General features: G+C 49.6%; 30 protein-coding genes. All 30 read left to right on the top strand.

Features of this window, described 5'->3' with window-relative positions:
• The first annotated feature begins 33 nt into the window (after positions 1 to 33).
• The 30 genes from AC6I2O_RS10595 (at position 34) to AC6I2O_RS10450 (ending at position 20979) form a co-directional block, all read left to right on the top strand.
• Positions 34 to 252 (top strand): hypothetical protein, encoded by a 219-nt coding sequence (locus tag AC6I2O_RS10595; protein WP_304430081.1) that lies wholly within the window; start codon positions 34 to 36, stop codon positions 250 to 252.
• Entirely contained in the window at positions 249 to 1598 is a 1350-nt protein-coding gene (locus AC6I2O_RS10590) for a DNA cytosine methyltransferase (RefSeq protein WP_497742623.1), read from the top strand. The genes AC6I2O_RS10595 and AC6I2O_RS10590 overlap by 4 nt, the downstream gene beginning before the upstream one ends.
• Positions 1555 to 1854 carry a hypothetical protein gene (locus AC6I2O_RS10585; RefSeq protein WP_497742622.1) on the top strand — a complete coding sequence of 100 codons (300 nt, stop codon included), beginning with the start codon at positions 1555 to 1557 and terminating at the stop codon, positions 1852 to 1854. Before AC6I2O_RS10590 ends, AC6I2O_RS10585 begins: the two co-directional genes overlap by 44 nt.
• Positions 1855 to 1865: 11 nt before the next feature.
• The gene (locus AC6I2O_RS10580; protein WP_497742621.1) at positions 1866 to 2012 is read left to right on the top strand and encodes a hypothetical protein; all 147 of its coding nucleotides are present in this window, start codon (positions 1866 to 1868) and stop codon (positions 2010 to 2012) included.
• The gene (locus AC6I2O_RS10575) at positions 2000 to 2338 is read left to right on the top strand and encodes a hypothetical protein (protein ID WP_497742620.1); all 339 of its coding nucleotides are present in this window, start codon (positions 2000 to 2002) and stop codon (positions 2336 to 2338) included. Before AC6I2O_RS10580 ends, AC6I2O_RS10575 begins: the two co-directional genes overlap by 13 nt.
• Positions 2339 to 2355: 17 nt before the next feature.
• On the top strand, positions 2356 to 2925 hold the full coding sequence (locus AC6I2O_RS10570; RefSeq protein ID WP_497742619.1) for a hypothetical protein: 570 nt from the start codon (positions 2356 to 2358) through the stop codon (positions 2923 to 2925).
• Positions 2912 to 3289 (top strand): hypothetical protein, encoded by a 378-nt coding sequence (locus AC6I2O_RS10565; protein WP_497742618.1) that lies wholly within the window; start codon positions 2912 to 2914, stop codon positions 3287 to 3289. The genes AC6I2O_RS10570 and AC6I2O_RS10565 overlap by 14 nt, the downstream gene beginning before the upstream one ends.
• Positions 3270 to 3635: a hypothetical protein gene (locus AC6I2O_RS10560; RefSeq protein WP_497742617.1), complete on the top strand. Its 366-nt coding sequence runs from the start codon at positions 3270 to 3272 to the stop codon at positions 3633 to 3635. Before AC6I2O_RS10565 ends, AC6I2O_RS10560 begins: the two co-directional genes overlap by 20 nt.
• A gap of 22 nt (positions 3636 to 3657) precedes the next feature.
• Positions 3658 to 3972 carry a hypothetical protein gene (locus AC6I2O_RS10555; protein ID WP_497742616.1) on the top strand — a complete coding sequence of 105 codons (315 nt, stop codon included), beginning with the start codon at positions 3658 to 3660 and terminating at the stop codon, positions 3970 to 3972.
• Between the two features lie 442 nt (positions 3973 to 4414).
• On the top strand, positions 4415 to 5308 hold the full coding sequence (locus AC6I2O_RS10550; RefSeq protein ID WP_251210286.1) for a hypothetical protein: 894 nt from the start codon (positions 4415 to 4417) through the stop codon (positions 5306 to 5308).
• Positions 5305 to 6123 carry a ParA family protein gene (locus AC6I2O_RS10545; protein ID WP_497742615.1) on the top strand — a complete coding sequence of 273 codons (819 nt, stop codon included), beginning with the start codon at positions 5305 to 5307 and terminating at the stop codon, positions 6121 to 6123. Before AC6I2O_RS10550 ends, AC6I2O_RS10545 begins: the two co-directional genes overlap by 4 nt.
• Positions 6124 to 6126: 3 nt before the next feature.
• On the top strand, positions 6127 to 7047 hold the full coding sequence (locus tag AC6I2O_RS10540) for a ParB/RepB/Spo0J family partition protein (RefSeq protein ID WP_497742614.1): 921 nt from the start codon (positions 6127 to 6129) through the stop codon (positions 7045 to 7047).
• 12 nt (positions 7048 to 7059) lie between these two features.
• Positions 7060 to 7806 (top strand): VRR-NUC domain-containing protein, encoded by a 747-nt coding sequence (locus tag AC6I2O_RS10535; RefSeq protein ID WP_497742613.1) that lies wholly within the window; start codon positions 7060 to 7062, stop codon positions 7804 to 7806.
• A gap of 51 nt (positions 7807 to 7857) precedes the next feature.
• Entirely contained in the window at positions 7858 to 8277 is a 420-nt protein-coding gene (locus AC6I2O_RS10530) for a hypothetical protein (RefSeq protein ID WP_497742612.1), read from the top strand.
• 23 nt (positions 8278 to 8300) lie between these two features.
• Positions 8301 to 8645, top strand: coding sequence for a hypothetical protein (locus AC6I2O_RS10525; protein ID WP_497742973.1), 345 nt, complete (start codon positions 8301 to 8303; stop codon positions 8643 to 8645).
• Positions 8635 to 8880 carry a hypothetical protein gene (locus tag AC6I2O_RS10520; RefSeq protein WP_300914023.1) on the top strand — a complete coding sequence of 82 codons (246 nt, stop codon included), beginning with the start codon at positions 8635 to 8637 and terminating at the stop codon, positions 8878 to 8880. Before AC6I2O_RS10525 ends, AC6I2O_RS10520 begins: the two co-directional genes overlap by 11 nt.
• Before the next feature lie 125 nt (positions 8881 to 9005).
• A complete protein-coding gene (locus tag AC6I2O_RS10515; protein WP_497742611.1) occupies positions 9006 to 9407 on the top strand; it encodes an HNH endonuclease in 402 nt (133 codons plus the stop codon).
• Positions 9408 to 9419: 12 nt separating this feature from the next.
• Complete coding sequence (locus tag AC6I2O_RS10510) at positions 9420 to 9881, top strand: hypothetical protein (RefSeq protein WP_497742610.1); 462 nt, start codon at positions 9420 to 9422, stop codon at positions 9879 to 9881.
• Positions 9871 to 11535, top strand: coding sequence for a terminase large subunit (locus AC6I2O_RS10505; protein WP_497742609.1), 1665 nt, complete (start codon positions 9871 to 9873; stop codon positions 11533 to 11535). Before AC6I2O_RS10510 ends, AC6I2O_RS10505 begins: the two co-directional genes overlap by 11 nt.
• A gap of 93 nt (positions 11536 to 11628) precedes the next feature.
• Positions 11629 to 12924 (top strand): phage portal protein, encoded by a 1296-nt coding sequence (locus AC6I2O_RS10500; RefSeq protein ID WP_497742608.1) that lies wholly within the window; start codon positions 11629 to 11631, stop codon positions 12922 to 12924.
• A 4-nt stretch (positions 12925 to 12928) separates the two neighbouring features.
• Positions 12929 to 13699, top strand: a complete 771-nt coding sequence (locus AC6I2O_RS10495) for a head maturation protease, ClpP-related (protein WP_300914017.1) — start codon at positions 12929 to 12931, stop codon at positions 13697 to 13699.
• 25 nt (positions 13700 to 13724) lie between these two features.
• Complete coding sequence (locus AC6I2O_RS10490; protein WP_497742607.1) at positions 13725 to 14954, top strand: phage major capsid protein; 1230 nt, start codon at positions 13725 to 13727, stop codon at positions 14952 to 14954.
• Between the two features lie 22 nt (positions 14955 to 14976).
• The gene (locus tag AC6I2O_RS10485; protein ID WP_172530985.1) at positions 14977 to 15288 is read left to right on the top strand and encodes a hypothetical protein; all 312 of its coding nucleotides are present in this window, start codon (positions 14977 to 14979) and stop codon (positions 15286 to 15288) included.
• Positions 15272 to 15538 (top strand): hypothetical protein, encoded by a 267-nt coding sequence (locus AC6I2O_RS10480; protein WP_300918008.1) that lies wholly within the window; start codon positions 15272 to 15274, stop codon positions 15536 to 15538. Before AC6I2O_RS10485 ends, AC6I2O_RS10480 begins: the two co-directional genes overlap by 17 nt.
• 32 nt (positions 15539 to 15570) lie before the next feature.
• Positions 15571 to 15930, top strand: coding sequence for an HK97 gp10 family phage protein (locus AC6I2O_RS10475; RefSeq protein ID WP_497742606.1), 360 nt, complete (start codon positions 15571 to 15573; stop codon positions 15928 to 15930).
• A gap of 1 nt (position 15931) precedes the next feature.
• The gene (locus AC6I2O_RS10470; RefSeq protein WP_304430469.1) at positions 15932 to 16309 is read left to right on the top strand and encodes a hypothetical protein; all 378 of its coding nucleotides are present in this window, start codon (positions 15932 to 15934) and stop codon (positions 16307 to 16309) included.
• Entirely contained in the window at positions 16306 to 16923 is a 618-nt protein-coding gene (locus AC6I2O_RS10465) for a hypothetical protein (RefSeq protein WP_304430470.1), read from the top strand. Before AC6I2O_RS10470 ends, AC6I2O_RS10465 begins: the two co-directional genes overlap by 4 nt.
• A gap of 63 nt (positions 16924 to 16986) precedes the next feature.
• Positions 16987 to 17343 carry a hypothetical protein gene (locus AC6I2O_RS10460; RefSeq protein WP_497742605.1) on the top strand — a complete coding sequence of 119 codons (357 nt, stop codon included), beginning with the start codon at positions 16987 to 16989 and terminating at the stop codon, positions 17341 to 17343.
• 77 nt (positions 17344 to 17420) lie between these two features.
• Positions 17421 to 17621, top strand: a complete 201-nt coding sequence (locus tag AC6I2O_RS10455; RefSeq protein ID WP_275443269.1) for a hypothetical protein — start codon at positions 17421 to 17423, stop codon at positions 17619 to 17621.
• A 4-nt stretch (positions 17622 to 17625) separates the two neighbouring features.
• Positions 17626 to 20979 carry a phage tail tape measure protein gene (locus tag AC6I2O_RS10450; protein ID WP_497742604.1) on the top strand — a complete coding sequence of 1118 codons (3354 nt, stop codon included), beginning with the start codon at positions 17626 to 17628 and terminating at the stop codon, positions 20977 to 20979.

The raw sequence follows: 20979 nt of genomic DNA, 5'->3' as shown, positions 1-20979 counted from the left end.
TATAAGCAAATAACAGAAAGCGAGGGTTTAAGCATGAAAATCATGTTAAAAAGGGACACCGATTTGAAAGACCTTGAAACAAAGGTAAATGAAAACCTGGCCGCCCTGGAAGCAGACGGGGCGGAGATAATGGGAATTGAGCATGGAACAGAAACCTTGCCCGTCATCCGTGGAAAGGAGATTGCAGACTATAGGACTTCTTACACGGTGATGATTGTCTACGAACCGTCCAGGCCGGGGGCGTTGAAATGAACGCCGGGTTGACATTGGGGAGCCTTTTTGATGGGATAGCCGGGTTTCCCCTGGCAGCAGGGCGGCACGGTGTCAAGACTGTATGGACAAGCGAGATAGAGCCGAACTGTATAGACATAGCAGGGCGGCATTTTCCAGATGCCGTGAACCTGGGGGACATTAACGGGATAAAAGGCGGAGAAATCCCCGTGGTGGATATTATCAGTTTCGGAAGCCCTTGCCAGGATTTGAGCGTGGCCGGGAAGCAGACGGGGCTTGACGGTTCCCGTTCCGGCCTATTCATGGAAGCCGTGCGGATTATACGGGAAATGAGGGAAAAGACAGATGGAGAATATCCAAAGTATATCATATGGGAAAACGTGGCCGGGGCTTTTTCAAGCAATAAGGGAGAGGATTTCCGCCGGGTCCTGGAAGAAATCACAGAAGCCAGTATTCCAATGCCTACAAGTGGGAAATGGGCATCCGCCGGATTGGTTGGAATTGAGGAACCAGGGGGGGGGGATTTGCGGACAGTCGCATGGCGGCAGCTTGACGCACAATTTTGGGGAGTTCCCCAACGTAGAAAAAGAATCTACCTTGTCACAGATTTTAGAAATGGACGTGCTGGACAAATACTTTTTGAGTGCGAAAGCGTGTTGGGGTATTCTGTCACGGGCCGAGAAGAGGGAAAAGGAAGTTCCGACAATCCTAAAGATAGCCCTATTGGAGAGGATAGCGGAGGACTGGCAGAGGAACCAGGCGGACAAATGAAACTGGATTTCGGCAGGACGGCGGATAGGATTTACATAAACGCCACGAAGAGCGTAACCCTTATGGGGAGGGCAAGGGGCGGAGGTGGAAAGACTGGCCTTTACTTGCTTCCCGTCTATACCATAGCCGGAAACGTCATTGGCCGGGATGCAAAGCACGGCGGAAATCAATTAGGGATAAACCAGGACGTTGCCCCAACGCTTACAAGCACGGACCGGCACGCCGTAGCCTATACACAAAGCGGTTATGCAGAGTTCAAGGAGGGCGTGGGGACCATAAAAAAGAGCCGTGGGGCAGCAGGGGGAGGAAGTGAAACCCTTGCCGTGATAATTGAGCGGATTGCCGCAGCGGTAAAGTACCGGGTCCGCCGCCTTACGCCGCTTGAATGTGAACGCCTGGACGGGTTCCCGGACTATTGGACAAGGTACGGGGCATCCGGCAGGGAAATGTCAGACAATGCCCGTTACATGGCCCTGGGAAACAGTATTGCGGTCCCGTGTGCAGAGCGTGTATTTATCGGCATAATCAAAGCGGAAAGCGAGGGTGGAAACCATGGTGGTACGGGAGTTCCTGGAATTGATATGCAATTCGGATAATCTGCTGATAGTACGGGATGCCAAAAGCGAAGCAGGGCAGGAAACCATATACAAAGGGTATAAGGCATTGTTGACACATGACCCCGTAGCGGATGCCGTCCTGGATGCCCAGGTGAAACGGTTTAGGGCATCCCCGGAAATTCGGCATAAGGAATGGAAAGACCGGGGACTGATGCCGCCAATGGAGCCGGAGAAAACGCCGGACTTCCGCTTTTCCGATTTACAGATGACCCTATATTGCAAAATTATCATTTAGGAGAAGAAAAAATGGCGGAAATGAAAGTGACGGTGGAAATAAAGGATTGGCCGGAATTTAAGGCCGGGATTTCCAGGTTGAAAAAGGTAATGCGGCGGCGTGCCTGGATAAATGGCCAGAGGGCCAGGAAAGCGAGGAAAAGAGGATGGACAGATTAAGGGCGGCGGAAGCAAAGTATAAAAGCTATACGCCTATCAATGGCGTGGTGGAGCCGGATTTTCTGGAATATCTCAAAGAAACATTCCGAAAGTGGCAGCAGTACCATGAAGAGGGCGTGACGTTGGGCAGCCGTGAGATTGCGAAGCTGTCAAACGTGGTGGAGGGGGCAAGGATAAATTCCCGTTTCGGGTTTGAAAAGTTCGCCAACCGTTTCACGGATGAAGAGGGGGAAGAGTGGTTCTCTTTGATGATTTATAAGAACCGGGAAGAAATGGAAATTGATGCAGAACCTTTATATTGTTTTGCATCCAGGATTTACAGATAGAAAGAGAGGAAAAGGGCATGGGATTATTAGATGGATTCACAAGTGACGGAACAGTGGACATGAAGTACACGGAATTTTACAAACTTATGAGGGAAGCGGCAAAGGCGGAGTTAATGGGAAATGCGGCCAGGTGCAACGTGCCCCATGAGTACGTCCGGGAAATGCTTACCGGGAAGATGGAAGCCCCGGAGATTCTGCCGGAAGTGGAACCACACCCGGACTATGAGATTGAGAGCATGATTACATCCGCCAGGCGTTTCTTGCGTATGCTGCCAGATGAAGAGCGGTTGGAAAAGGGTGTGGAAACCTTAAAAAGTATCGTGGAACTGGCAGAACGGGAACGGCTTAATGAAATCATTCTGGACAATGCGGAAAAGTTAAAGGCCAGGGAAGCCGCCGGGGAAAAGAAAAGGACGGAAACATGGAGTTGTGAAACGTGCGTAAACAATGCCATGCGTGAAACATTTACCGCCGGAGAATGTGAAACGTGCGAGGATGGAAGTCATTATGAAGCGATAGACGGAACCGGGCAGCAGGACCAGGACACGGACGGGGAAAAGGAGGATGGAAGCCATGGCAATGAATGAGTTAAGGGCAGAGGTTGAAGCCGCTGCCCAGGCAGAACTGAACAGGGCAAACGAAAAGTTCCCTTTATTCAATAGCCGCCATGAGGGTTACGCCGTGACCCTGGAAGAATTGGAGGAAGCAAAGGAAGCCCTGGAAAACGTGGAATCTTCCCTTGCCGTGTTGTGGGATGGAGTAAGAGGGAAAAAGATAGCTTGTTTCCTGGTGGAAGATGCAAAGCCAATGGCGATATACCGCCAGGCCGTGGATGCCGCTTGTGAAATGGTCCAGGTGGCGGCCATGCTGTTGAAATATGAAATGAGCCAGGCGGATGCAGACGGCCAGGCAGAAAGCGAGGGAAAAGACTATGGCGATTTATGCAGTTGATTTTGACAATACACTGGCAGTTACCAGGTTCCCGGAAATCGTGGGGCCAAAGGAAAAGGTTGTGGCGGCGGTGAAGATGCTGAAAGCCAACGGCCATAAAATTATCCTCTGGACAAGCAGGGCCGGAAAGGATTTAAAAGATGCCGTGGAATGGTGTACAGAGCAGGGTATTATCTTTGATGCGGTGAATGAGCCGTTGCCGGAGCAGATGGAAAGATGGGGGAATGACACAAGAAAAGTCTATGCGGATTTCTACATAGACGATAAGGCCATGACTGTTGAAGCCCTGGAAAGCATCATGGACCGGGTTGTGGACATAGTGGAAGAATATAAGTTGCAGCAGTAGGGCGGAAAGTGAGGGACTTAACATGGGGAGCCGGATGCGGTTTGTGATTGGCGGAATGAAGTATGACACGGACAAGATGGAACGGGTGGCAGCAGTAAGGAAATGGTATAAAAATGACAGCCCTTTAATGCGTGCAGTATTCCAGGGGCAAGAAGTAGGAAAAACGTATGATTGCGAGTTATGGAAATCTGAAAAAGGGAACTGGCTGTTGACCCATGAGGAAGATTTCCAAAGGACGTATGGTGAAGCGATAGAGGAAGAGGAAGCAAAAGCCCTTTTGATGCGTTACGCAACGGAAACATACGAAAGTATGTTCGGAGAGTTGCCGGAAGCATGAACGGGGAAAGCGAAACCCGGTTGCAAGGTGGGGAACACCAAAAGCAACCGGGTTGGAACTTAACAAGGACAGTATAGCACAAGATATGGAGGAAAGAAAGGGTTTTCTTCCATATATAGAAAGAAAGGCGGAAAACATGGAAGTTTACATAATTATGGCGGCAGTAGCGGCGGCAATGCTGATTATATCCGGCCTGGCCTTGTTCGGTTTTGCACTGATAAAGAAAGCGTTTGATGGATTTCTGGACTGATTTTTTAAATGGGCGGTGCCCCTTGCCCGTCCTTGTAATGGGTATTAGCATATCGGACGCCCCGGGAATTATAGGAAGATATAAAGGGATAGGTGGGTGATGGTGATGGGAAGATGGAGGGAGGGGAGGGAAAGGAGAGATACCCAGGGAGCAGGGAAGAGGGCAGGGGCTTGACATATAAAGGTGGGGAACATGAAAAAACTGTATGATGATTACGATTATGAGGAAGCATACCAAAAACAGTGTGACACCCTGGAAGAATGGGAGTTGGAAAAGCTGTTAAAGGATGGAAAGGTGGCGTGCCTTTATCGGACAACCACCACCAAGGCGGAGAACATCCAGAACGGAACCGTATTACTGGAAAGCCAGGTATACCCGGCCTTTAAGGATAAAAAGGATATGCCAGTAACGGCAAAGAAGAGGGAAACCAGGCCGTCACAGCGGAACCTAAACGATAAGAACGCAAGACGTTATCTGATACGCCTGGCAAATATCAATTTCGGCAAGGGTGATATTTGGGCCACATTTGGATGGAATGATGGTTGTCTGCCTGGTGATGAAGAGAGGGCCAGGAAAGATATAACCAATTTCATAAAGCGGATAAACCGCCGCCGGAAAAAAGACGGGTTGGACAATGCAAAATATATTTATATCCTTGCCTTTGACGGGTACAAACGCCCACACTTCCATATTCTGTTATCCGGGGACGGGATGGACCGGGACGAACTGGAAGAACTATGGGGAAAATGTGACAGACCGAACACCAGGAGGATAAAGCCGGATGACGATTTCCTTATAACCGGGCTTGCCACGTACATATCACAGAACCCACACGGGACAAAAAGATGGTGCCCGTCAAAGAACCTTAAAAAGCCGGACAAGCCGACAAGAAGCTATTCAAAGTTTAAAAAGGGCAATGTGGAGCGGATGGCAAGGGACCATGAAGAACTGAAAAGCCAGATGGAAAAAGCATACCCTGGATTTGAATTTCTGGATGCAGAGGTTAAGTACAACGGAATCAATGCGGCGTTCTACATATACGCCCGTATGGTGAAGATTAAGCGAAAGGAGCCTAACAAGAAATGAAGATTGTTTCAGTCATCAATTTAAAGGGTGGGTGTGCCAAGACCACCACAGCCGTTTCCATGGCGGAACTGTTGGCAGAGGGGGACAAGAAAAGAAAGCGGCCTGGTAGCAGGGTATTGTTGTTTGACAATGACAAGCAGGGGAACGCTTCCCGTATGTTTGAGGTATACAACCGGGACCAGGAGGCGGAAGCGTGCCGGATTATGCGGACCGGCCATATGGGAGAAAACAGTATTCGGAGGGTTTCCGGGATTGCGGCGGATGAAAAACTGGATGTAATACCTTGCAACTATTTCATGGAGTTGGCGGAACTTGCCGTAAAGGCAGACCAGGACCATGCACAGCATGACCGTTATAAAACCGCCCTGGGGGAAGTTGCCGGGGAATATGACTATTGCATCATAGACAATCCGCCGGACCTGGGGATGAACGTCATAAACGCCATGGTGGCAACCCATGAAATCATCATTCCCGTGTGCCTGGATGCCTATTCGTTGGACGGTCTGGAAGAACTGGTGGAGCAGATAAACCAGGTTAAGGCGTTGAACCGAAAGGCCAGGATTGCCGGGGTGCTTATCACGGACTATGAGAAGTCGGACACAAGCGAAGCGGCGGAAAGTTGGTTGAGGGCAAAGAGCGGATGCCCTGTTTTCTCACAGAAAATCAGACATTCCACAAAGGCCAAGGATGCCACGTTCTACCACCAGACACCGACACGCTACAGTGTACGCAGCGGAGCCGCCCAGGATTATAAAGCCTTTGTGGCGGAGTATGTACAGAAATTTGGGAACCTGGAAGCAGGGGAAAGGGGTTAAGGGATGGGATTTAATATTCTGGATGTCGTGAACGCCGCAACCAGGGCGGAAGCAGGGGAAAACAAGGATTACCGGGAAATCAACCTGGACTACCGGGACATTGTTGTGACGGCGCATAATAAATACAGCATGGACGAATTGCAGGAAATAGCCACGGGAATTGAAATGGACGGGTTGCAGCAGCCCCTTGTATTGGGGCGTGTAAATGGGGAATACTGGCTTGTTTCCGGCCACCGCCGCCTGGGAGGTATAAAAATCCTTGTGGCAGAGGGGAAAGAAGAGTTTGAAACCGTCCCTTGCCGCTACAAAGATATGACGGAAATAGAATTTCGGATTGCCCTTTTAATCGGCAACACGTTCAACCGCAAAATGTCGGATTATGACCTTATGACCCAGGCGGCGGACTGGAAAGAGGTATTGACCCAGGCACGGAAAGAGGGCTTGCTTGTCCTGGAAGCAGGGGAGAGGGTCCGGGATTATGTGGCGGCAGTGATGGGGGAGAGCGTGCCGAAGATAAGGACCCTTAATACCATAGACCAGAACGCCACGCCGGAAGTGAAAGAACAGTTCCAGAAAGGCAATATGGGCATCACGGCGGCCATGGAAGCATCCAGGGCAGACGAGGGAACCCAAAAAGAGATTGCAAAGGCTTCCGAGGACAAAGGCGGCATGGGTGCGGAAGAAATAAAGGCCATGACCGAAGAGAAAAAGCACCGAAAGACCAAGGAAGAGGAAACCAGGGAAGCCAATGTGTCAGATACCGACACAACCGAAGAGGAAAAGGCAAACGCCCGGAAACTTCACGCCGTAAGGATGATTGAAAAATATTATACCTGGCTGAATGAAGAGGAAACGGGCATCCTGGAAAGGATGTTGGAGGATCTAAAGCGGCGTAAACGGGAATATGCCATTGAGGAAGAATAGGAGGTTTGGAAAATGAGGATGCAGAACATGAAGAAAGGGGAAACCACGGAGCAAATGGCTCTTTTTATGTGGGCCGGGAACAATATGCACGTCCTGCCGTGCCTTTCCCTTATGTACCACGTCCCAAACGAGGGGAAGCGGACAAACGGGGCGGTATTAAAGGCCATGGGGCTGAAAAGCGGCGTGCCGGATGTGTGTCTGCCCGTGGCAAGCCATAATTTCCACGGCCTTTATCTGGAAATGAAGTATGGCCGGAACAAAGCAACGCCGGAGCAGGAAGCATTTATGGCCGGATTGCGGCAGCAGGGCTATAAGACAGCGGTATGCCATGGGGCGGAGGAAGCAAAGGCGGAAATCCTGGATTATTTGCAGGAACCCGGAAAGATGCCGCTTGCCAAGTGTCTGAACGCCCCGTGGATTGACGGGAAGTGTGACGGCGTTCCAATGGGGCGTATGTTCTGCCGGGAGCATTGCCGCAAGTGTGAAAAGCACACGCCGACACGGGCGGAAAGCACCATAAACGCCAACATGGCAGCAGTAGACGAATATTTCAAGGTGCCGATAATAAAGACCATTGCAGACCTTTCCGCCGGGAAGCCGCTAAAGAACATGACGTTGGAAGATACGTTGGAAACCATAAACAAGAACCTGGCATTTCTGGTGACGGGCACACAGTTGAGCGTGGAGCAGTCGGCGGCGGTGCTTACCGTTGCCATGGATGCCTATAACCAGGCAAAGAAAGGGGAGGATAAGGCATGAGAAAAAAAGACAGACGGCGGCCATGCGATACCAGAAGAGGATTTAAGGGAAATGGAGCAGGAAGAGGGCCGGGAAATGCCGGAGGGCGTGGAGAGCCAGACGGGATATTGCCGCTTTTGCGGTCAGGGCGGCGTTGTCCATACAATGATGGGATGGGGCCAGGATGAAGTAAACGAAGCCGTGACGTGTAGGTGCCAGTGTGAGGAAGCCAAAAAGTATGCAGAAAGTAAGGAACGGGTGCAGAAAGCAAAGAGCCGTATTGAAGAACTATTCAGCAGCACGGCGGAAAAGCCCATTGACCAGAGCGTTGTAAATATCATGTTCCGGGCCGTGGATGCCATAGAGGAAAAGGCCATGAAAGGCATCACGATTGACGTAGGGCAGGGCATAAAGGCAAGGGTTTCCAAGATGGCAAAGGAAAGCATAAAGGTGGAGCGTTCCGAAGTGCAGAAAAAGACCTATGAGGAATAGGGGGGGGGCAGAGGTTGGAAAGGATGGATGCCGATATTAAGGCAGTAGCCAGAAGTATCATACAAGGCAACGAAAAGCGGAAAAAGAGAATAAAAGCCGGAAAGGCCAGTGCCTTTGACATTATGGCCGCCGCCGTTGTGGAAGATGCCTTGTGTTCTTCTTGCCAGAATATTGAGAGCATCCAGGCCAGGTGGCAGATGCAGAAAAGGATTTATGAGAGCATTGTATATAATACGCCCTATGAATACATAGCGGATGCCTTGTGTGGCCGCCGCCAGTTCTATGAGTATCGGACGGAATTTATAACACGGATTGCCCAGGCAATGGATATGTTGCCGGGTGGGAAAGGAATGGAAGATGGGAATTGATTTAAGCAGATTCAAAGTAATACATGGGGGAATGGTATTAAACGCCATAGCACTAATGGAAGTGCGGATGCCGGATGATATGGATTACAGTAATAGGGACACGATTGTAAAGCCCAGGTTTATTGAAGTCCTGGCAATCAATGAGGATGGGAACATTATATCTATCCGGGATGAAGCATGGACATTTCAGTTTGTCCCGAACATTACAAAGTTTACCCAGGAAATCACAAAGTAGCCAGGCGGCAGCAGGGCATACAGTAAACGGGTCAGAATATGGGGATGATTTATATTAACATGGGCTTATGGATGGGAATATCTGTAGGCCCTTAATCATGTACAGAGAAAGGATGGTGGCAGCAGTTGAAAGAATATGCAAAGAGTTTCTATCAGTCGGATGCCTGGAAGAAAGCAAGGCAGACAGCAATCAAGCGTGCAAACGGATTGTGCGAGCGGTGCAGAGCCGCCGGGCGTTTCGTTCCCGGTGTGATTGTCCACCACAAGAAGTATATAACGCCTGGCAATATCCATGATGCCAGGGTAACGCTTGCCCTGGACAATCTGGAATTGGTTTGTGAGGATTGCCACAACAAGGAGCATAAGGCGAAGCACGCCGCACGTTACCGATTTGACGGAAACGGGAACCTGCTGCCGCCGCCAGGAGAAAAGGAGAGGGTACGCCCCCCCGGTGGGCAGAATTTTGGAGGGGCCGGAAGAACCGAGGGAGATACCTCAAAAAAACTCCGCAGGGTCGCACGCATATGAGGGGGGATGAACATGGAGGAAAAGAAAAAATCTTCTTTAAGTAAGTCGAAGAAAACCGACACGCCAAAAAAGGCGGAAAAACTGGATGAAAATAAAGAGAAATCCGACACGAAACCTAAGAGAAGAATAAACAAAATCACACCGGCCCGAATAAAAAAGGAGATAGATTTTTTAAAGCCAATGTTTGACGGGATAGATGACGGGGACAAGAAAAACCTGGTAAATTCACTGATAGAGGAAGCGGCTTTTCTGAAAGTGGCGTGCTTCCAGGCAAAGGAAGAATTGAAGAAAGAGGGGCTTACAACGGAAACGGTGAACGCTTCCCAGAAGTTTGTAAAGGCCCATCCGTCCGCCACGATTTATGAAAAATATTCACGCCAGTATACGGCCATAATCCACACGCTTATTGAATATCTGCCGCCAAAGGAGAAAAAGAACATAAGCAGATTAGCGGCGTTGAGGAATGAAAAATAATTATATCTTTCAGTATTGGGATGCCATACAAAACGGCACCGTAACGGTAGGCGAGTGGATAAGGACCATTTACAAAATACTTGTGGATGGCCTTAAAAGTGGCAAGTGGGATTTTGACGGAGAAAAGGCAGGAAAAGCAATAGGTTTCATAGAAGAGTTTTGCCACCATTCCGAGGGCCGGAACGATTTACTGAAATTAGAATTGTGGCAGAAAGCCATTGTAAGTGCCATATTCGGCATCATGGATAAAAAGACCGGGTATAGGCAGTTTAGGGAGGTTTTCGTTGTTGTTGCCCGTAAGAACGGGAAAACATTATTCGCCGCCGCTATAGCGGCATACATGGCGTATATAGATGGGGAGTATGGGGCAAAAGTTTATTTCCTTGCCCCTAAACTGGACCAGGCGGACCTTGTGTATGATGCGTTTTACCAGATTGTCCAGGCAGATAAAGAACTGAAAAGCATCACGAAGAAACGCCGGAGTGACATTTACATCAAGGAATTTAACACAAGCATCAAAAAGATTGCCTTTAATTCCAAAAAATCAGACGGTTTCAATCCGCAGATGGTTGTCAATGATGAAATGGAAGCCTGGCCAGGGGACCAGGGCTTGAAACAGTATGAAGTAATGACTTCCGCCCTGGGGGCAAGGAAGCAGCCGCTTATATTGTCCATATCAACGGCAGGGTACATAAATGACGGGGTATATGACGAACTGATGCGGCGTGCAACGTCATTCCTAAAGGGCAATTCCAAGGAAAGCCGGATTCTGCCTTTCCTCTACATGATTGACAATATAGAGAAATGGGACAGCCTGGAAGAACTGAAAAAGAGCAATCCCAACCTGGGCGTTTCCGTGACAGAGGAATTTTACATTGAGCAGATAGAAATTGCAAGGGCATCCCTTTCAAAGAAAGTGGAGTTCCTTACAAAATACTGTAATATCAAGCAAAATTCCAGTGTGGCATGGCTTGACTATTGGGACGTGATGAAAGCCGTAAACGAGGACATACACCTTACTTTGGAGCAGTTCCGGGGTTGTTATTGCGTGGGTGGCATAGACCTTTCACGCACAACGGACCTTACGGCGGCATCAATCGTTATCTGGAAGAACGGGAAATGGAACGTCATAACAAAATTCTATATGCCCAAGAAACGGTATGAAGTGGCCGTGAATGAAGATAACGTGCCCTACAATCTGCACCGGGAACGGGGGTTCCTGGAAATATCCGGGGAAAACCAGGTGGATTACAAGGACGTTTACAAATGGTTCATAGAACTGGTAAAGGTTTATAAAATCCGTCCTCTGAAAATAGGCTATGACCGATATATGGCAGGGTATTTGATAGACGAACTTAAAATGGCCGGGTTCCAGACGGATGACGTTTACCAGGGCACCAACCTAACGCCTATCCTACACCAATTCGAGGGGGATTTAAAGGACGGAAAGTATAACCTGGGGGACAATACCCTTTTGGCATCCCACCTTTTGAACGTGGCCGTGGAAATCAATATGAATGACAGCCGCATGAAGCCCGTAAAGATTGAAAAGCGGTTAAGGATAGACGGGGCGGTTTCTGTATTTGATGCAATGACAATGGTTTCAAAATACCATAGCGAGATTGGAAAGAAGCTGCTGAACGAAGCGGCATAAGGCGGCATCCGGCAGCAGGATTTTAAAGTGGGTCAGAATTTCAACACGAATATATTTACAATGGGTCCATGGGCGTGTTCCATGGGCCTATTTTTGAGGAAAGGGGGTAATAGTACGGGAATCATTGCAAACGTGTTTGGAGCCTTTAGGGCGAAGTACAGACCGCTTTTATTGAGCCGTGGGGAATATGTGCCAACGGGGACGTTACGGGATAATGACATTGTGGGAGCCATAGCGGATGCCATAGCAAAGAACGTGGGCAAGCTACAGCCCCAGGTAATCCGAAAGGATGAAAAAGGGCTGACGGTGAAAAATGACTATCTGGCAAGGATTTTGACCTTGCGGCCATGCCCGGAAATGTCAACCTATGATTTCCTTTACCGCATAGCATCCGATTTGGTTTATACTTCCAATTCCTTTTCCGTGATTTTTTACAATGAGGATTTTACAAGGGTAACGAGCATACAACCGATTACAACGAAAAGTTACCGCATTTTTGAGGATGACCGCCACAACGTCCTATTCCGTTTCCGTTGGGATTATGACGGGGAAACGTACACGGTGCCTTACCAGAACGTCATCCACATAAAGGCAAGGTACAACAAAAAGCGGTTCCTGGGAACGTCCCCGGATATTGAGTTAAAGCGGAGCCTGGACCTTGTGGAAACATCCGGGGAAATCATAAAAAATATGGTGAACCGTTCCAATTCGCTTGCCGGGTACTTGAAATATAGCAACCTGGCGGATGATGAAGAACTGAAAAAGATAGCCAGGGATTTCCAGGATGCCTACATGAACAAAGAAAACGCCGGAGGAATTGCGGCGATTGACAGCACCGTGGAATTTAAGGAGATAGCACAGCGGACCCCAAACGTGCCTACGGCACAGATTACTTTCTTACGTGACAACGTATACCGCTATTACGGCGTGAATGAAAAGGTGCTGACTTCCACCCTTTCAGACCAGGAATGGATTTCATTTTATGAAAATGTGATTGAGCCAATAGCAATCCAGTTGGGTTATGAGTTCACATTTAAACTTCTTACGCCACGGGAAATAGGGTATGGAAACAAGATAGAGTTTACCGCCAACCTTTTGCAGTATGCGACATTGCAGACCAGGGACACAATAGGCGGAAATATGTTTGACCGTGGAGCCATGACAATAAACGAATACCGGGCACTTATGTATTATCCGCCAACGGAGGACGGGGACGTGCGTATGGTTTCGCTGAACTATGTAAAAGCCGGGGACCAGAGTCTTTACCAAGTGGGAAAGGACGGGCAGCAGGGCGGAGATGGGGAACCGCCGCCGGGGCAGCAGGACAGACAACGCCGGGCAATGGAAGCGGCGGCCCGTGCTTATTTTACGGCCATGAAAGGGGGTTAGGAGGATGCCGGGCATAAAGAAAAAATTTATGGCGTGCCGGGACGGGGCACACGCAACCGTGGAACGGTTCTATGAGTTCAAGAACGCAACGGAAACCACCGTGGACCTGTATTTTTACGGGGATATTGTTTCAGACTGGTGGGGAGCGTGGCAGGAAGAGGACCAGTACCCGGAAGCAATCAAGAATTTCCTTGCGGAAGCCGGGGGAAAGGATTTGAACATATACATCAATTCCGGCGGCGGTTCCGTATTCGCCGGGATTGCCATTTACAATATGCTGAAAAGATACCAGGGAAAGAAAACCGTCCATGTGGATGCCCTGGCCGGGTCCATTGCTTCCGTCATTGCCTTTGCGGACAGCGATATGCCCACCATACCGTCAAACGCTTATCTGATGATTCACAAGCCATGGGCAGGGTGCGAGGGGAACGCCACGGAACTTAGGAAGATGGCGGAAACCCTGGATGCAGTGGAAAGCGGCATTTGGAGCATTTACGCCGAACACCTGGCGGATGGAGTAGACATTGAAACGGTGAAAGGGCTGATGGAAGCAGAAACGTGGCTGAACGGAACCCAGGCGGCGGAGTATTTCCGGGTAAAGGTGGGGGAGGAAAACACCATTGCCGCAGCGGTGCAGGATTACACGAAACTGTATTGCCATAATACGCCAGGGGAGATTTTAAAGCCGGAGAGTGCAGCAGGGCAGCAGGACACCGGGGAGCAGGACAGGCGGAAAGAGATTGTTTCACTTGCCATGGAGTACATGACCAGGTGAGGGAGTAAGAAAGGAGAACATAGCAATGACAAGAGAAGAGTTGATGAAACTTTCCAAAAAGGAACTTAAAAACCGGGCGGCGGACCTGGGGAAGAAAGCCCAGGTGTTTTCCGGCCAGGAATTGACGGATGCCATGGACGAAATGCGTCTGATTGGTGAAATCCTGGATGAAATCAAGACAAGGGAAGAATTGATGGCGGCAGCAGCCGCAGCAGGGACAGCGGACCCGGAAGAGGGGGCAGAGGAACCGGGAGCCGGAGAGGGGAGCCAGGAGCCGAAGAACCAGGCCAGGGCAAAGAGCGGCAGGGCCTTAAAGGACGGGAAGAAAGTCACTTTTAAGGCAAAGGCGTTGGCAAGTCCCAAGAACGCACTTTCCACCGCCAACGGGATTGTGATGCCGCAGCATGACAGCCCGGACATTTCCCCCACGTTCAACAATGTTTCTTCCCTCATTGACCGGGTGCATACCGTTCCGCTTCCGGGCGGCGAAAGCTACAGACGGCCCTATGTGGTTTCTTATGGGGACGGGGCAGGAAGCACCGCAGAGGGAGCAGACTACAACGCTTCCGAGCCGGAATTTAACTATGCGGAGATTGTACGGGAGAAAATTACGGCCTATGCCGAAGAGCCGGAAGAAATGATTAAATTGCCGGATGCGGATTATGATGCCGTGGTGGAGGACAGCGTGACCCGTGCAATCAAGCGTTACGCTTCCAGACAGATTTTAGTGGGGCCGGGCGGCACTGGAAAGTTCCGTGGCATCTTTTTCAATCCCACAGAAGAAAAGGAGCAGGTCATTGACCCGTCCACGGACATCACCACGATTACGGCCATTGATGACGGGACCCTGGATGAAATCATTTATTCCTATGGCGGTGATGAAGATGTGGAGGACGTTGCCGTGCTTATCCTCAATAAAAAGGACCTTAAAAAGTTCGCAAAGTTGCGTGACAAGCAGGGCCGCAAGGTGTACACAATCAAGAACCATGGCAACACGGGAACCATTGATGAAGTGCCTTTTATCATAAATTCCGCTTGCGGAGAGGTTGGAGGAACCGCCGGGGCATATGCCATGGCATACGGCCCGTTAAGCAATTATGAAGTGGCAATTTTCAGTGATATTGATGCAAAGAAATCCGAGCATTACAAATTCAAGCAGGGCCAGGTTGCCTACCGTGCGGATGTGTTCATGGGCGGAAACGTGGTTGCCAAGAATGGATTCATCCGTGTAAAGAATCCGGCAGCGGCAAAGTAGGAAGCAGGAAAGGCGGCAGGGCATGACAAAGGAAGAACTGATTTCCAGGGCAAAATTGCGGATTCGCAAAATGTCAACTGACACCCTGGACATAGACGTGGGGCAACTGGTAGAGGTTGCCCTTGCAGACCTAAAGCGGATAGGGGTGCATCCGTCATACTTAGGGCCGGAGGACATAAAGGACCCGTTGATTGTGGAAGCCGCTTTACTCTATGCGGATGCAAACTTTGGACACCCGGACAACCACAAAGAGTTGATGGAATCATACAACATGATTTGCACGAAAATAAAGGGCGGTGGCTACAATCGAAGCAATAGTGAAACTGTTGGTTAAAAAGAACCCAAAGGAATACCTGGAAAAAGAAGCCTATGGGACAATCCACCCGGTAGGCCGTGATGAATTTACGGCAGCAGGGCAGAAAAGTTTCAAGGCATCCATGATGGTTGAGGTTTGGGGATTTGAATATGAGGGACAGACGGAAATAGTGGTGGACGGCAGGACATTGGCTGTCTATCGGACATACGGCCCCAAAAGCAACGGGAAGATTGAACTTTACGCCGGGGAAAGGGCTGGTAAGAATTGAGGACATCCATTGACGGCCTGGGGGATGCCATAATGTCACAGTTGGAGGAATGGACAAACGGGGAGTTGAAACAAGCCGTAAATGAGGGCTTGAAAGAAACCGCCGCCGCAGCGGAAAAGGCGTTGAAGCAGGGCGGACCGTACACGGAGAGAACCGGGAAATATACCAAGGACTGGACGCATGACGTAAGGGGCAGCAGGGCATCCGCAATTACTGGATTGAACGGATATTCCGTGTATAACAAGAAAAATTACCAACTGACCCATTTACTGGAAAAAGGGCACCAGGCAAGGCACGGCGGCAGGGTAAGGGCGTTTGAACATATCGGCCCCGTAAATGATACCCTGGGGGAATTGGCCGTACAGAAGATAACGCAGAAAGTGAGGGGATAGCGTGGGGGTTGAAGAACTTGTGCAGAGGGCAAAGGCATTTTCTGTAAAACACGGAATACCGCTTGCGAAGAACCAATTTGAGGGAACCGTTGATGACCCGGTGCCGCCGCTTCCCTATATGGTTTATATGCTTCCGCATGATACGGGCAGGGGAGCGGACAACCTAAACAATTTAAAGGCCAGGGATTTTGACCTGGAATTATATACCGTGGCGGATGATGAAGAACGGGAGGACCTGGCCGGAAAGATGGAAGCGGAAATTTTCCCGGATGTGGAATATGAAATGTACCTGGCCCCTATCCAGGATGAAGAATGTTTCCAGACGGCCTATGAGGTAAAGGGGCTGCTTACCAAAACGAAAGGAGCGAAAAGAGCATGAACAAAGAAAGCATTGTCTTAGGTTCCGGCGATTTGTATTGTACGGAGTTTGAGGGCACGGACAAGGAATTGCCAACCAATGAAGCATTGGAAACGGAAGAAAACCGCCTGGGCTATATCAAAGGCGGTGCTGAAATCGAATATGCACCGTCTTTCTACGAAGCCAAAGACGATATGGGAAAGGTTTCCAAGGTCATCATAACGGAAGAGGAAGCAACCTTTAAATCCGGGATTATGACCTGGTGCGGAACCACGTTACAGAAATTATGCCAGACCGCAAGGGTCACGGAGGACAAGGCAAAGAAGAAACGCATTGTGAAGATTGGAGGAATCGGCAATGCGGATGGAAAGCGGTATGTTATCCATTTTGTACATAAAGACCCGGTGGACGGGGACGTAAGGGTAACAATCGTTGGAAACAACCAGGCCGGATTTACCATTGCATTTGCCAAGGACAGCGAAACCGTCATTGATGCAGAGTTTAAGGCACAGCCCATGGACAAGGAGGGCACGCTTATTCTGTATGAAGAGGATATGGACGCTACAGAGGAAGCAGCAGGACCCGAAAGCGGAGGGGGACAAGGCGGAGAAGAGGAACCCGGCGGCGAAGTATAAGACCGTAAGAGCGGCCAGGGAGAAGCCCCCAGGCCGCTTATTCCATGAAAGGAGAATGAGGGCATGGCAGTAAAGGAATTTAATTGCAACAAGCTGAAAAGGACGTTCTGGCCGTTCACGCTGAAAGACAAGGTGGACGGGGACGGGAACGTGGTGGAAAAGGGCAGGAAAATCATTGTGAGGATGCCGCAGAAACAGGTTTTTGAAGCCATTAAGGAAATCCAGGACGTGGAAGAGGAAAACGCCACGGTGGAGGACACGGAAGCCATTTACAGACTGTTGGCGGCAGTCCTTAACAACAATATGAACCGTGTAAGGGTGACGGAAAAGGACCTGGAGGATTACGACATAGAAGAGTGTACGGCAATCCTGGAAGCCTATATGTCGTTTGTGGACGAACTGAAAACAAACCCAAACTAGCCATGCCCTTTTATCCACGCCAGGATAAAGGGGAAGAGATACCGTACACATTGCTTACACGCCCGGAAAAACTGGTGATGGATTATTGCCATATAGACATTTACGAAGTGCAGGAAATGGAGATTGACGTTTATCTGTTTTTCATGCGTGAAGCAATGATTTATGAAAATTCACAGACCGAAGAGGGCCGGGAATATCTGAAAAACTGTTGGCGGATGGAGCAGACGAAGCCGGACCGTGAGGGGCTACGAAGAAATTTCAAGAAGAAAGGGGGCTGATACCGTGGCAAACAAGGGGATAAAGGGAATCACTATTGAGATTGGTGGAGATACCACCAAACTTGAAAAGGCACTTTCCGGCGTGAATGGGAAAGTGAGGAATACCCAGGCAGAACTAAGGGAAGTAAACAAACTTCTTAAAATGGACCCCAAGAACACGGAAGCCCTGGCACAGAAACAAACGCTTTTAAGTGATGCCATTGAGGAAACCAAGGAAAAACTGGATATTCTGAAAACGGCGGAAAGGCAAGTGCAAGAACAGTTCCAAAGGGGAGAGGTTTCGGAAGAGCAATACCGGGCATTGAAAAGGGAAATTGAAAAGACAAGCCTGGAATTGGAGGATTTGGAGGAAGCGGCAAGGCAGACGGACAAGGCCGTGGAAGAATTGGGGAAGTCATCCGCTCTTTCCGGCGAAGAATTGAAAAAGGCAGAGGAAAAGGCCGGGACTTTCAAGGAAAAGTTAGGGAAGCTAGGAGAAGCGGCGGAGGGTGCGGCAAAAGCATTGGGGGCCGGATTCGTTGCCGCCGCTACATATGCCACGAAGTTTGAAACGGATTGTGATAAGGCTTTAAACACAGTCATCACACAGACGGGGGCGGCAGACAGTGAAGTGGAGGGGTTGGAAGAAACCCTTTTAAGCATATACAAGGATAATTTTGGAGAGGACATAAACGACATAGCAACGGCCATGGCGGCAGTCAAGCAGCAGACGGGCCTTGCAGACGAAGAACTGAAAAACACCACGGAAACCGCAATTCTGATGCGTGACACCTTTGATATAGACGTAAACGAGGGCATCCGGGGCGTTAATGCCATGATGAAGCAGTTCGGCATTTCTTCCGAGGAAGCATATAACCTTTTGGCCCAGGGGGCACAAAAGGGGCTGAACCAGAACGGGGACCTTGCGGACCAGTTGGCGGAATATTCCGTGTATTACAATGACCTGGGGATTTCCGCCGAGGAAGCGTTTAACATGATGGCGAATGGTGCCAAGAACGGCACGTTCCAGATTGATTATTTGAATGATGCCGTGAAAGAGTTCGGCATAAGGGTAAAGGATGGAACGGCGGATGATGCCTTTAAGGAATTGGGCCTTAATGCGGAGGATTTGAAAAAGAAGTTCGCAGAGGGCGGCGAGGGGGCAAGGGAAGCCTTTGACATAGTGAACAATGCCCTTTTTTCTTGTGATGACAAAGTGCAGCGCAACATTTTAGGCGTTACGCTTTACGGGACAAAATGGGAGGACTTAGGGGAAGATGCGGTGCGTTCCCTGGTGAATACCCAGGGGGAAATTTCAAACGCCAATGATGCCCTGGAAAAGATAAATGAGAATAAATACAATGACCTGGGGAACCAGTTTGAAGAGTTAGGGCGGAACATCAAAGTTGATTTGATAAAGCCCATAGGCGAAGAACTACAGCCAGTAATCAGTGATGTAATAAAAGAAGTCAAAAGCAAGATACCGCAAGTAAAAACCATTGTACTTGCGGTTATCGACAAGGTAAAGGAATTTATTTCTTTTGTGTCAAAGCATGGGTCACAGATTATTTCCATCATTGCCGGGATTGCCGCCGGGATGCTTGCATGGAACGTGGTAACAATGATTCAAGGGCTGATTTCTGCCTTTAAGGTATGGAAAACAACCACCGAGGGCGTGACGATTGCACAGAAACTTTTGAACACGGCAATGAACGCCAACCCTATCGGCATTGTGGTAACGATAATAGGAACGCTTGTGGCGGCACTTGTTACCTTATTCGCAACGAATGAGGATTTCCGAAACAAAGTGATTGCCATATGGAACAAAGTAAAGGAAGTAGCGGCGGACGTTTTCGGTTCCATAGCGGACTTTTTCACCGTAACAATACCAAACGCCTTTAAGGCCGTGGTGAATTTCATAAAATCGAACTGGCAGGGGCTTTTATTGCTGATAGTCAATCCGTTTGCCGGAGCCTTTAAACTTCTTTACGATAATTGCGGGGCGTTCCGGGAATTTATAGACAATCTGGTGGCGAACATCAAACAATTTTTTCAAAATTTGTGGGATGGCCTGGTTTCCATCTTCCAGGGCGTGGGCCAGTGGTTCACGGACCGATTCACGGAAGCATACAACGGCGTGACAGGCGTATTTGCGGCAATCGGTTCCTGGTTTGGGGCACGTTGGAACGATATAAAGGCCGCACTGGCAGCAGTAGCAACATGGTTCCTTACCATGTTCACCAACGCCTATAACAACGTGACCCGTGTGTTTGCGGCAATCGGTCAGTGGTTCGGTGCCAGATGGCAGGATATAAAGAACGCCCTGGCCCAGGTGGCGGCGTGGTTCCTCACTATGTTCACCAATGCCTATACCAATGTGACGAACGTATTTAAGGCAATCGGTCAGTGGTTCGGTGCCAGATGGCAGGATATAAAGAACGCCCTGGCCCAGGTGGCAACGTGGTTCCTTACCATGTTCACCAACGCCTATAACAACGTGACCCGTGTATTTGCGGCAATCGGTTCCTGGTTTGGGGCACGTTGGAACGATATAAAGAACGCCCTGGCCCAGGTGGCAACGTGGTTCCTTACCATGTTCACCAACGCCTATAACAACGTGACCCGTGTATTTGCGGCAATCGGTTCCTGGTTTGGGGCACGTTGGAACGATATAAAGAACGCCCTGGCCCAGGTGGCAACGTGGTTCCTTACCATGTTTACAAACGCCTACAACAACGTGACCCGTGTATTTGCGGCCATAGGTTCCTGGTTCGGTGCCAGGTGGACGGAGATAAAGACCGCCCTTTCAAACGTCCCGGCCTGGTTCAAGACGCAGTTTGACAACGCATGGACCAACATAAAGAACGCCTTTGCCAACGTGACTTCTTTCTTTTCCGGGCTATGGGATAAAATAAAGGGCTGTTTCGTGGACGTGGGCGTGAAAATCGGTTCCGCCGTTGGGGATGCCTTTAAATCGGCAATCAATAGCTGCCTTTCCACCATAGAGGGCGTGGTGAATAAATTCATAGGCATGATTAACGGCGTGATTGATGTAATCAATGAGATACCGGGCGTTTCCCTGGGGAAGATAGGCACCTTGTCATTGCCAAGACTGGCAAAGGGCGGCGTGTTGAGGGAGGGCCAGGCAATGGTGGCGGAAGCCGGCCCGGAACTTTTGAGCATGGTAAACGGAAAGGCGGTTGTAACGCCGCTTACGGGGAGCGCAAGGAATAAGGCCATGGAGAACGCCGGGAACGGCGGCGGTGGGTATGTGCAGAATGTGAACATCACAAGCCCCAAGGCGTTAAGCCCTTATGAGGTGGGCAGACAGACCAGGCTACAGACCAGGGCTATGATTTTAAGGATGCAAAGGGGGTAA

Source organism: Blautia sp. St.27G3, from assembly GCF_059728505.1.
This window is presented reverse-complemented; position numbering and strand designations above follow the sequence as displayed.

What these genes read in the sequence shown, in the direction of transcription:
- AC6I2O_RS10555 (WP_497742616.1), top strand. Translation starts at nt 3,658, where the DNA reads ATGGGGAGCCGGATGCGGTTTGTGATTGGCGGAATGAAGTATGACACG.
- AC6I2O_RS10490 (WP_497742607.1), top strand. Translation starts at nt 13,725, where the DNA reads ATGACAAGAGAAGAGTTGATGAAACTTTCCAAAAAGGAACTTAAAAAC.
- AC6I2O_RS10575 (WP_497742620.1), top strand. Translation starts at nt 2,000, where the DNA reads ATGGACAGATTAAGGGCGGCGGAAGCAAAGTATAAAAGCTATACGCCT.
- AC6I2O_RS10565 (WP_497742618.1), top strand. Translation starts at nt 2,912, where the DNA reads ATGGCAATGAATGAGTTAAGGGCAGAGGTTGAAGCCGCTGCCCAGGCA.
- AC6I2O_RS10595 (WP_304430081.1), top strand. Translation starts at nt 34, where the DNA reads ATGAAAATCATGTTAAAAAGGGACACCGATTTGAAAGACCTTGAAACA.
- AC6I2O_RS10505 (WP_497742609.1), top strand. Translation starts at nt 9,871, where the DNA reads ATGAAAAATAATTATATCTTTCAGTATTGGGATGCCATACAAAACGGC.
- AC6I2O_RS10590 (WP_497742623.1), top strand. Translation starts at nt 249, where the DNA reads ATGAACGCCGGGTTGACATTGGGGAGCCTTTTTGATGGGATAGCCGGG.
- AC6I2O_RS10460 (WP_497742605.1), top strand. Translation starts at nt 16,987, where the DNA reads ATGGCAGTAAAGGAATTTAATTGCAACAAGCTGAAAAGGACGTTCTGG.
- AC6I2O_RS10455 (WP_275443269.1), top strand. Translation starts at nt 17,421, where the DNA reads ATGGATTATTGCCATATAGACATTTACGAAGTGCAGGAAATGGAGATT.
- AC6I2O_RS10530 (WP_497742612.1), top strand. Translation starts at nt 7,858, where the DNA reads ATGGAGCAGGAAGAGGGCCGGGAAATGCCGGAGGGCGTGGAGAGCCAG.
- AC6I2O_RS10525 (WP_497742973.1), top strand. Translation starts at nt 8,301, where the DNA reads ATGGATGCCGATATTAAGGCAGTAGCCAGAAGTATCATACAAGGCAAC.
- AC6I2O_RS10495 (WP_300914017.1), top strand. Translation starts at nt 12,929, where the DNA reads ATGCCGGGCATAAAGAAAAAATTTATGGCGTGCCGGGACGGGGCACAC.
- AC6I2O_RS10485 (WP_172530985.1), top strand. Translation starts at nt 14,977, where the DNA reads ATGACAAAGGAAGAACTGATTTCCAGGGCAAAATTGCGGATTCGCAAA.
- AC6I2O_RS10475 (WP_497742606.1), top strand. Translation starts at nt 15,571, where the DNA reads ATGTCACAGTTGGAGGAATGGACAAACGGGGAGTTGAAACAAGCCGTA.
- AC6I2O_RS10560 (WP_497742617.1), top strand. Translation starts at nt 3,270, where the DNA reads ATGGCGATTTATGCAGTTGATTTTGACAATACACTGGCAGTTACCAGG.
- AC6I2O_RS10545 (WP_497742615.1), top strand. Translation starts at nt 5,305, where the DNA reads ATGAAGATTGTTTCAGTCATCAATTTAAAGGGTGGGTGTGCCAAGACC.
- AC6I2O_RS10540 (WP_497742614.1), top strand. Translation starts at nt 6,127, where the DNA reads ATGGGATTTAATATTCTGGATGTCGTGAACGCCGCAACCAGGGCGGAA.
- AC6I2O_RS10520 (WP_300914023.1), top strand. Translation starts at nt 8,635, where the DNA reads ATGGGAATTGATTTAAGCAGATTCAAAGTAATACATGGGGGAATGGTA.
- AC6I2O_RS10465 (WP_304430470.1), top strand. Translation starts at nt 16,306, where the DNA reads ATGAACAAAGAAAGCATTGTCTTAGGTTCCGGCGATTTGTATTGTACG.
- AC6I2O_RS10570 (WP_497742619.1), top strand. Translation starts at nt 2,356, where the DNA reads ATGGGATTATTAGATGGATTCACAAGTGACGGAACAGTGGACATGAAG.
- AC6I2O_RS10550 (WP_251210286.1), top strand. Translation starts at nt 4,415, where the DNA reads ATGAAAAAACTGTATGATGATTACGATTATGAGGAAGCATACCAAAAA.
- AC6I2O_RS10580 (WP_497742621.1), top strand. Translation starts at nt 1,866, where the DNA reads ATGGCGGAAATGAAAGTGACGGTGGAAATAAAGGATTGGCCGGAATTT.
- AC6I2O_RS10510 (WP_497742610.1), top strand. Translation starts at nt 9,420, where the DNA reads ATGGAGGAAAAGAAAAAATCTTCTTTAAGTAAGTCGAAGAAAACCGAC.
- AC6I2O_RS10585 (WP_497742622.1), top strand. Translation starts at nt 1,555, where the DNA reads ATGGTGGTACGGGAGTTCCTGGAATTGATATGCAATTCGGATAATCTG.
- AC6I2O_RS10535 (WP_497742613.1), top strand. Translation starts at nt 7,060, where the DNA reads ATGAGGATGCAGAACATGAAGAAAGGGGAAACCACGGAGCAAATGGCT.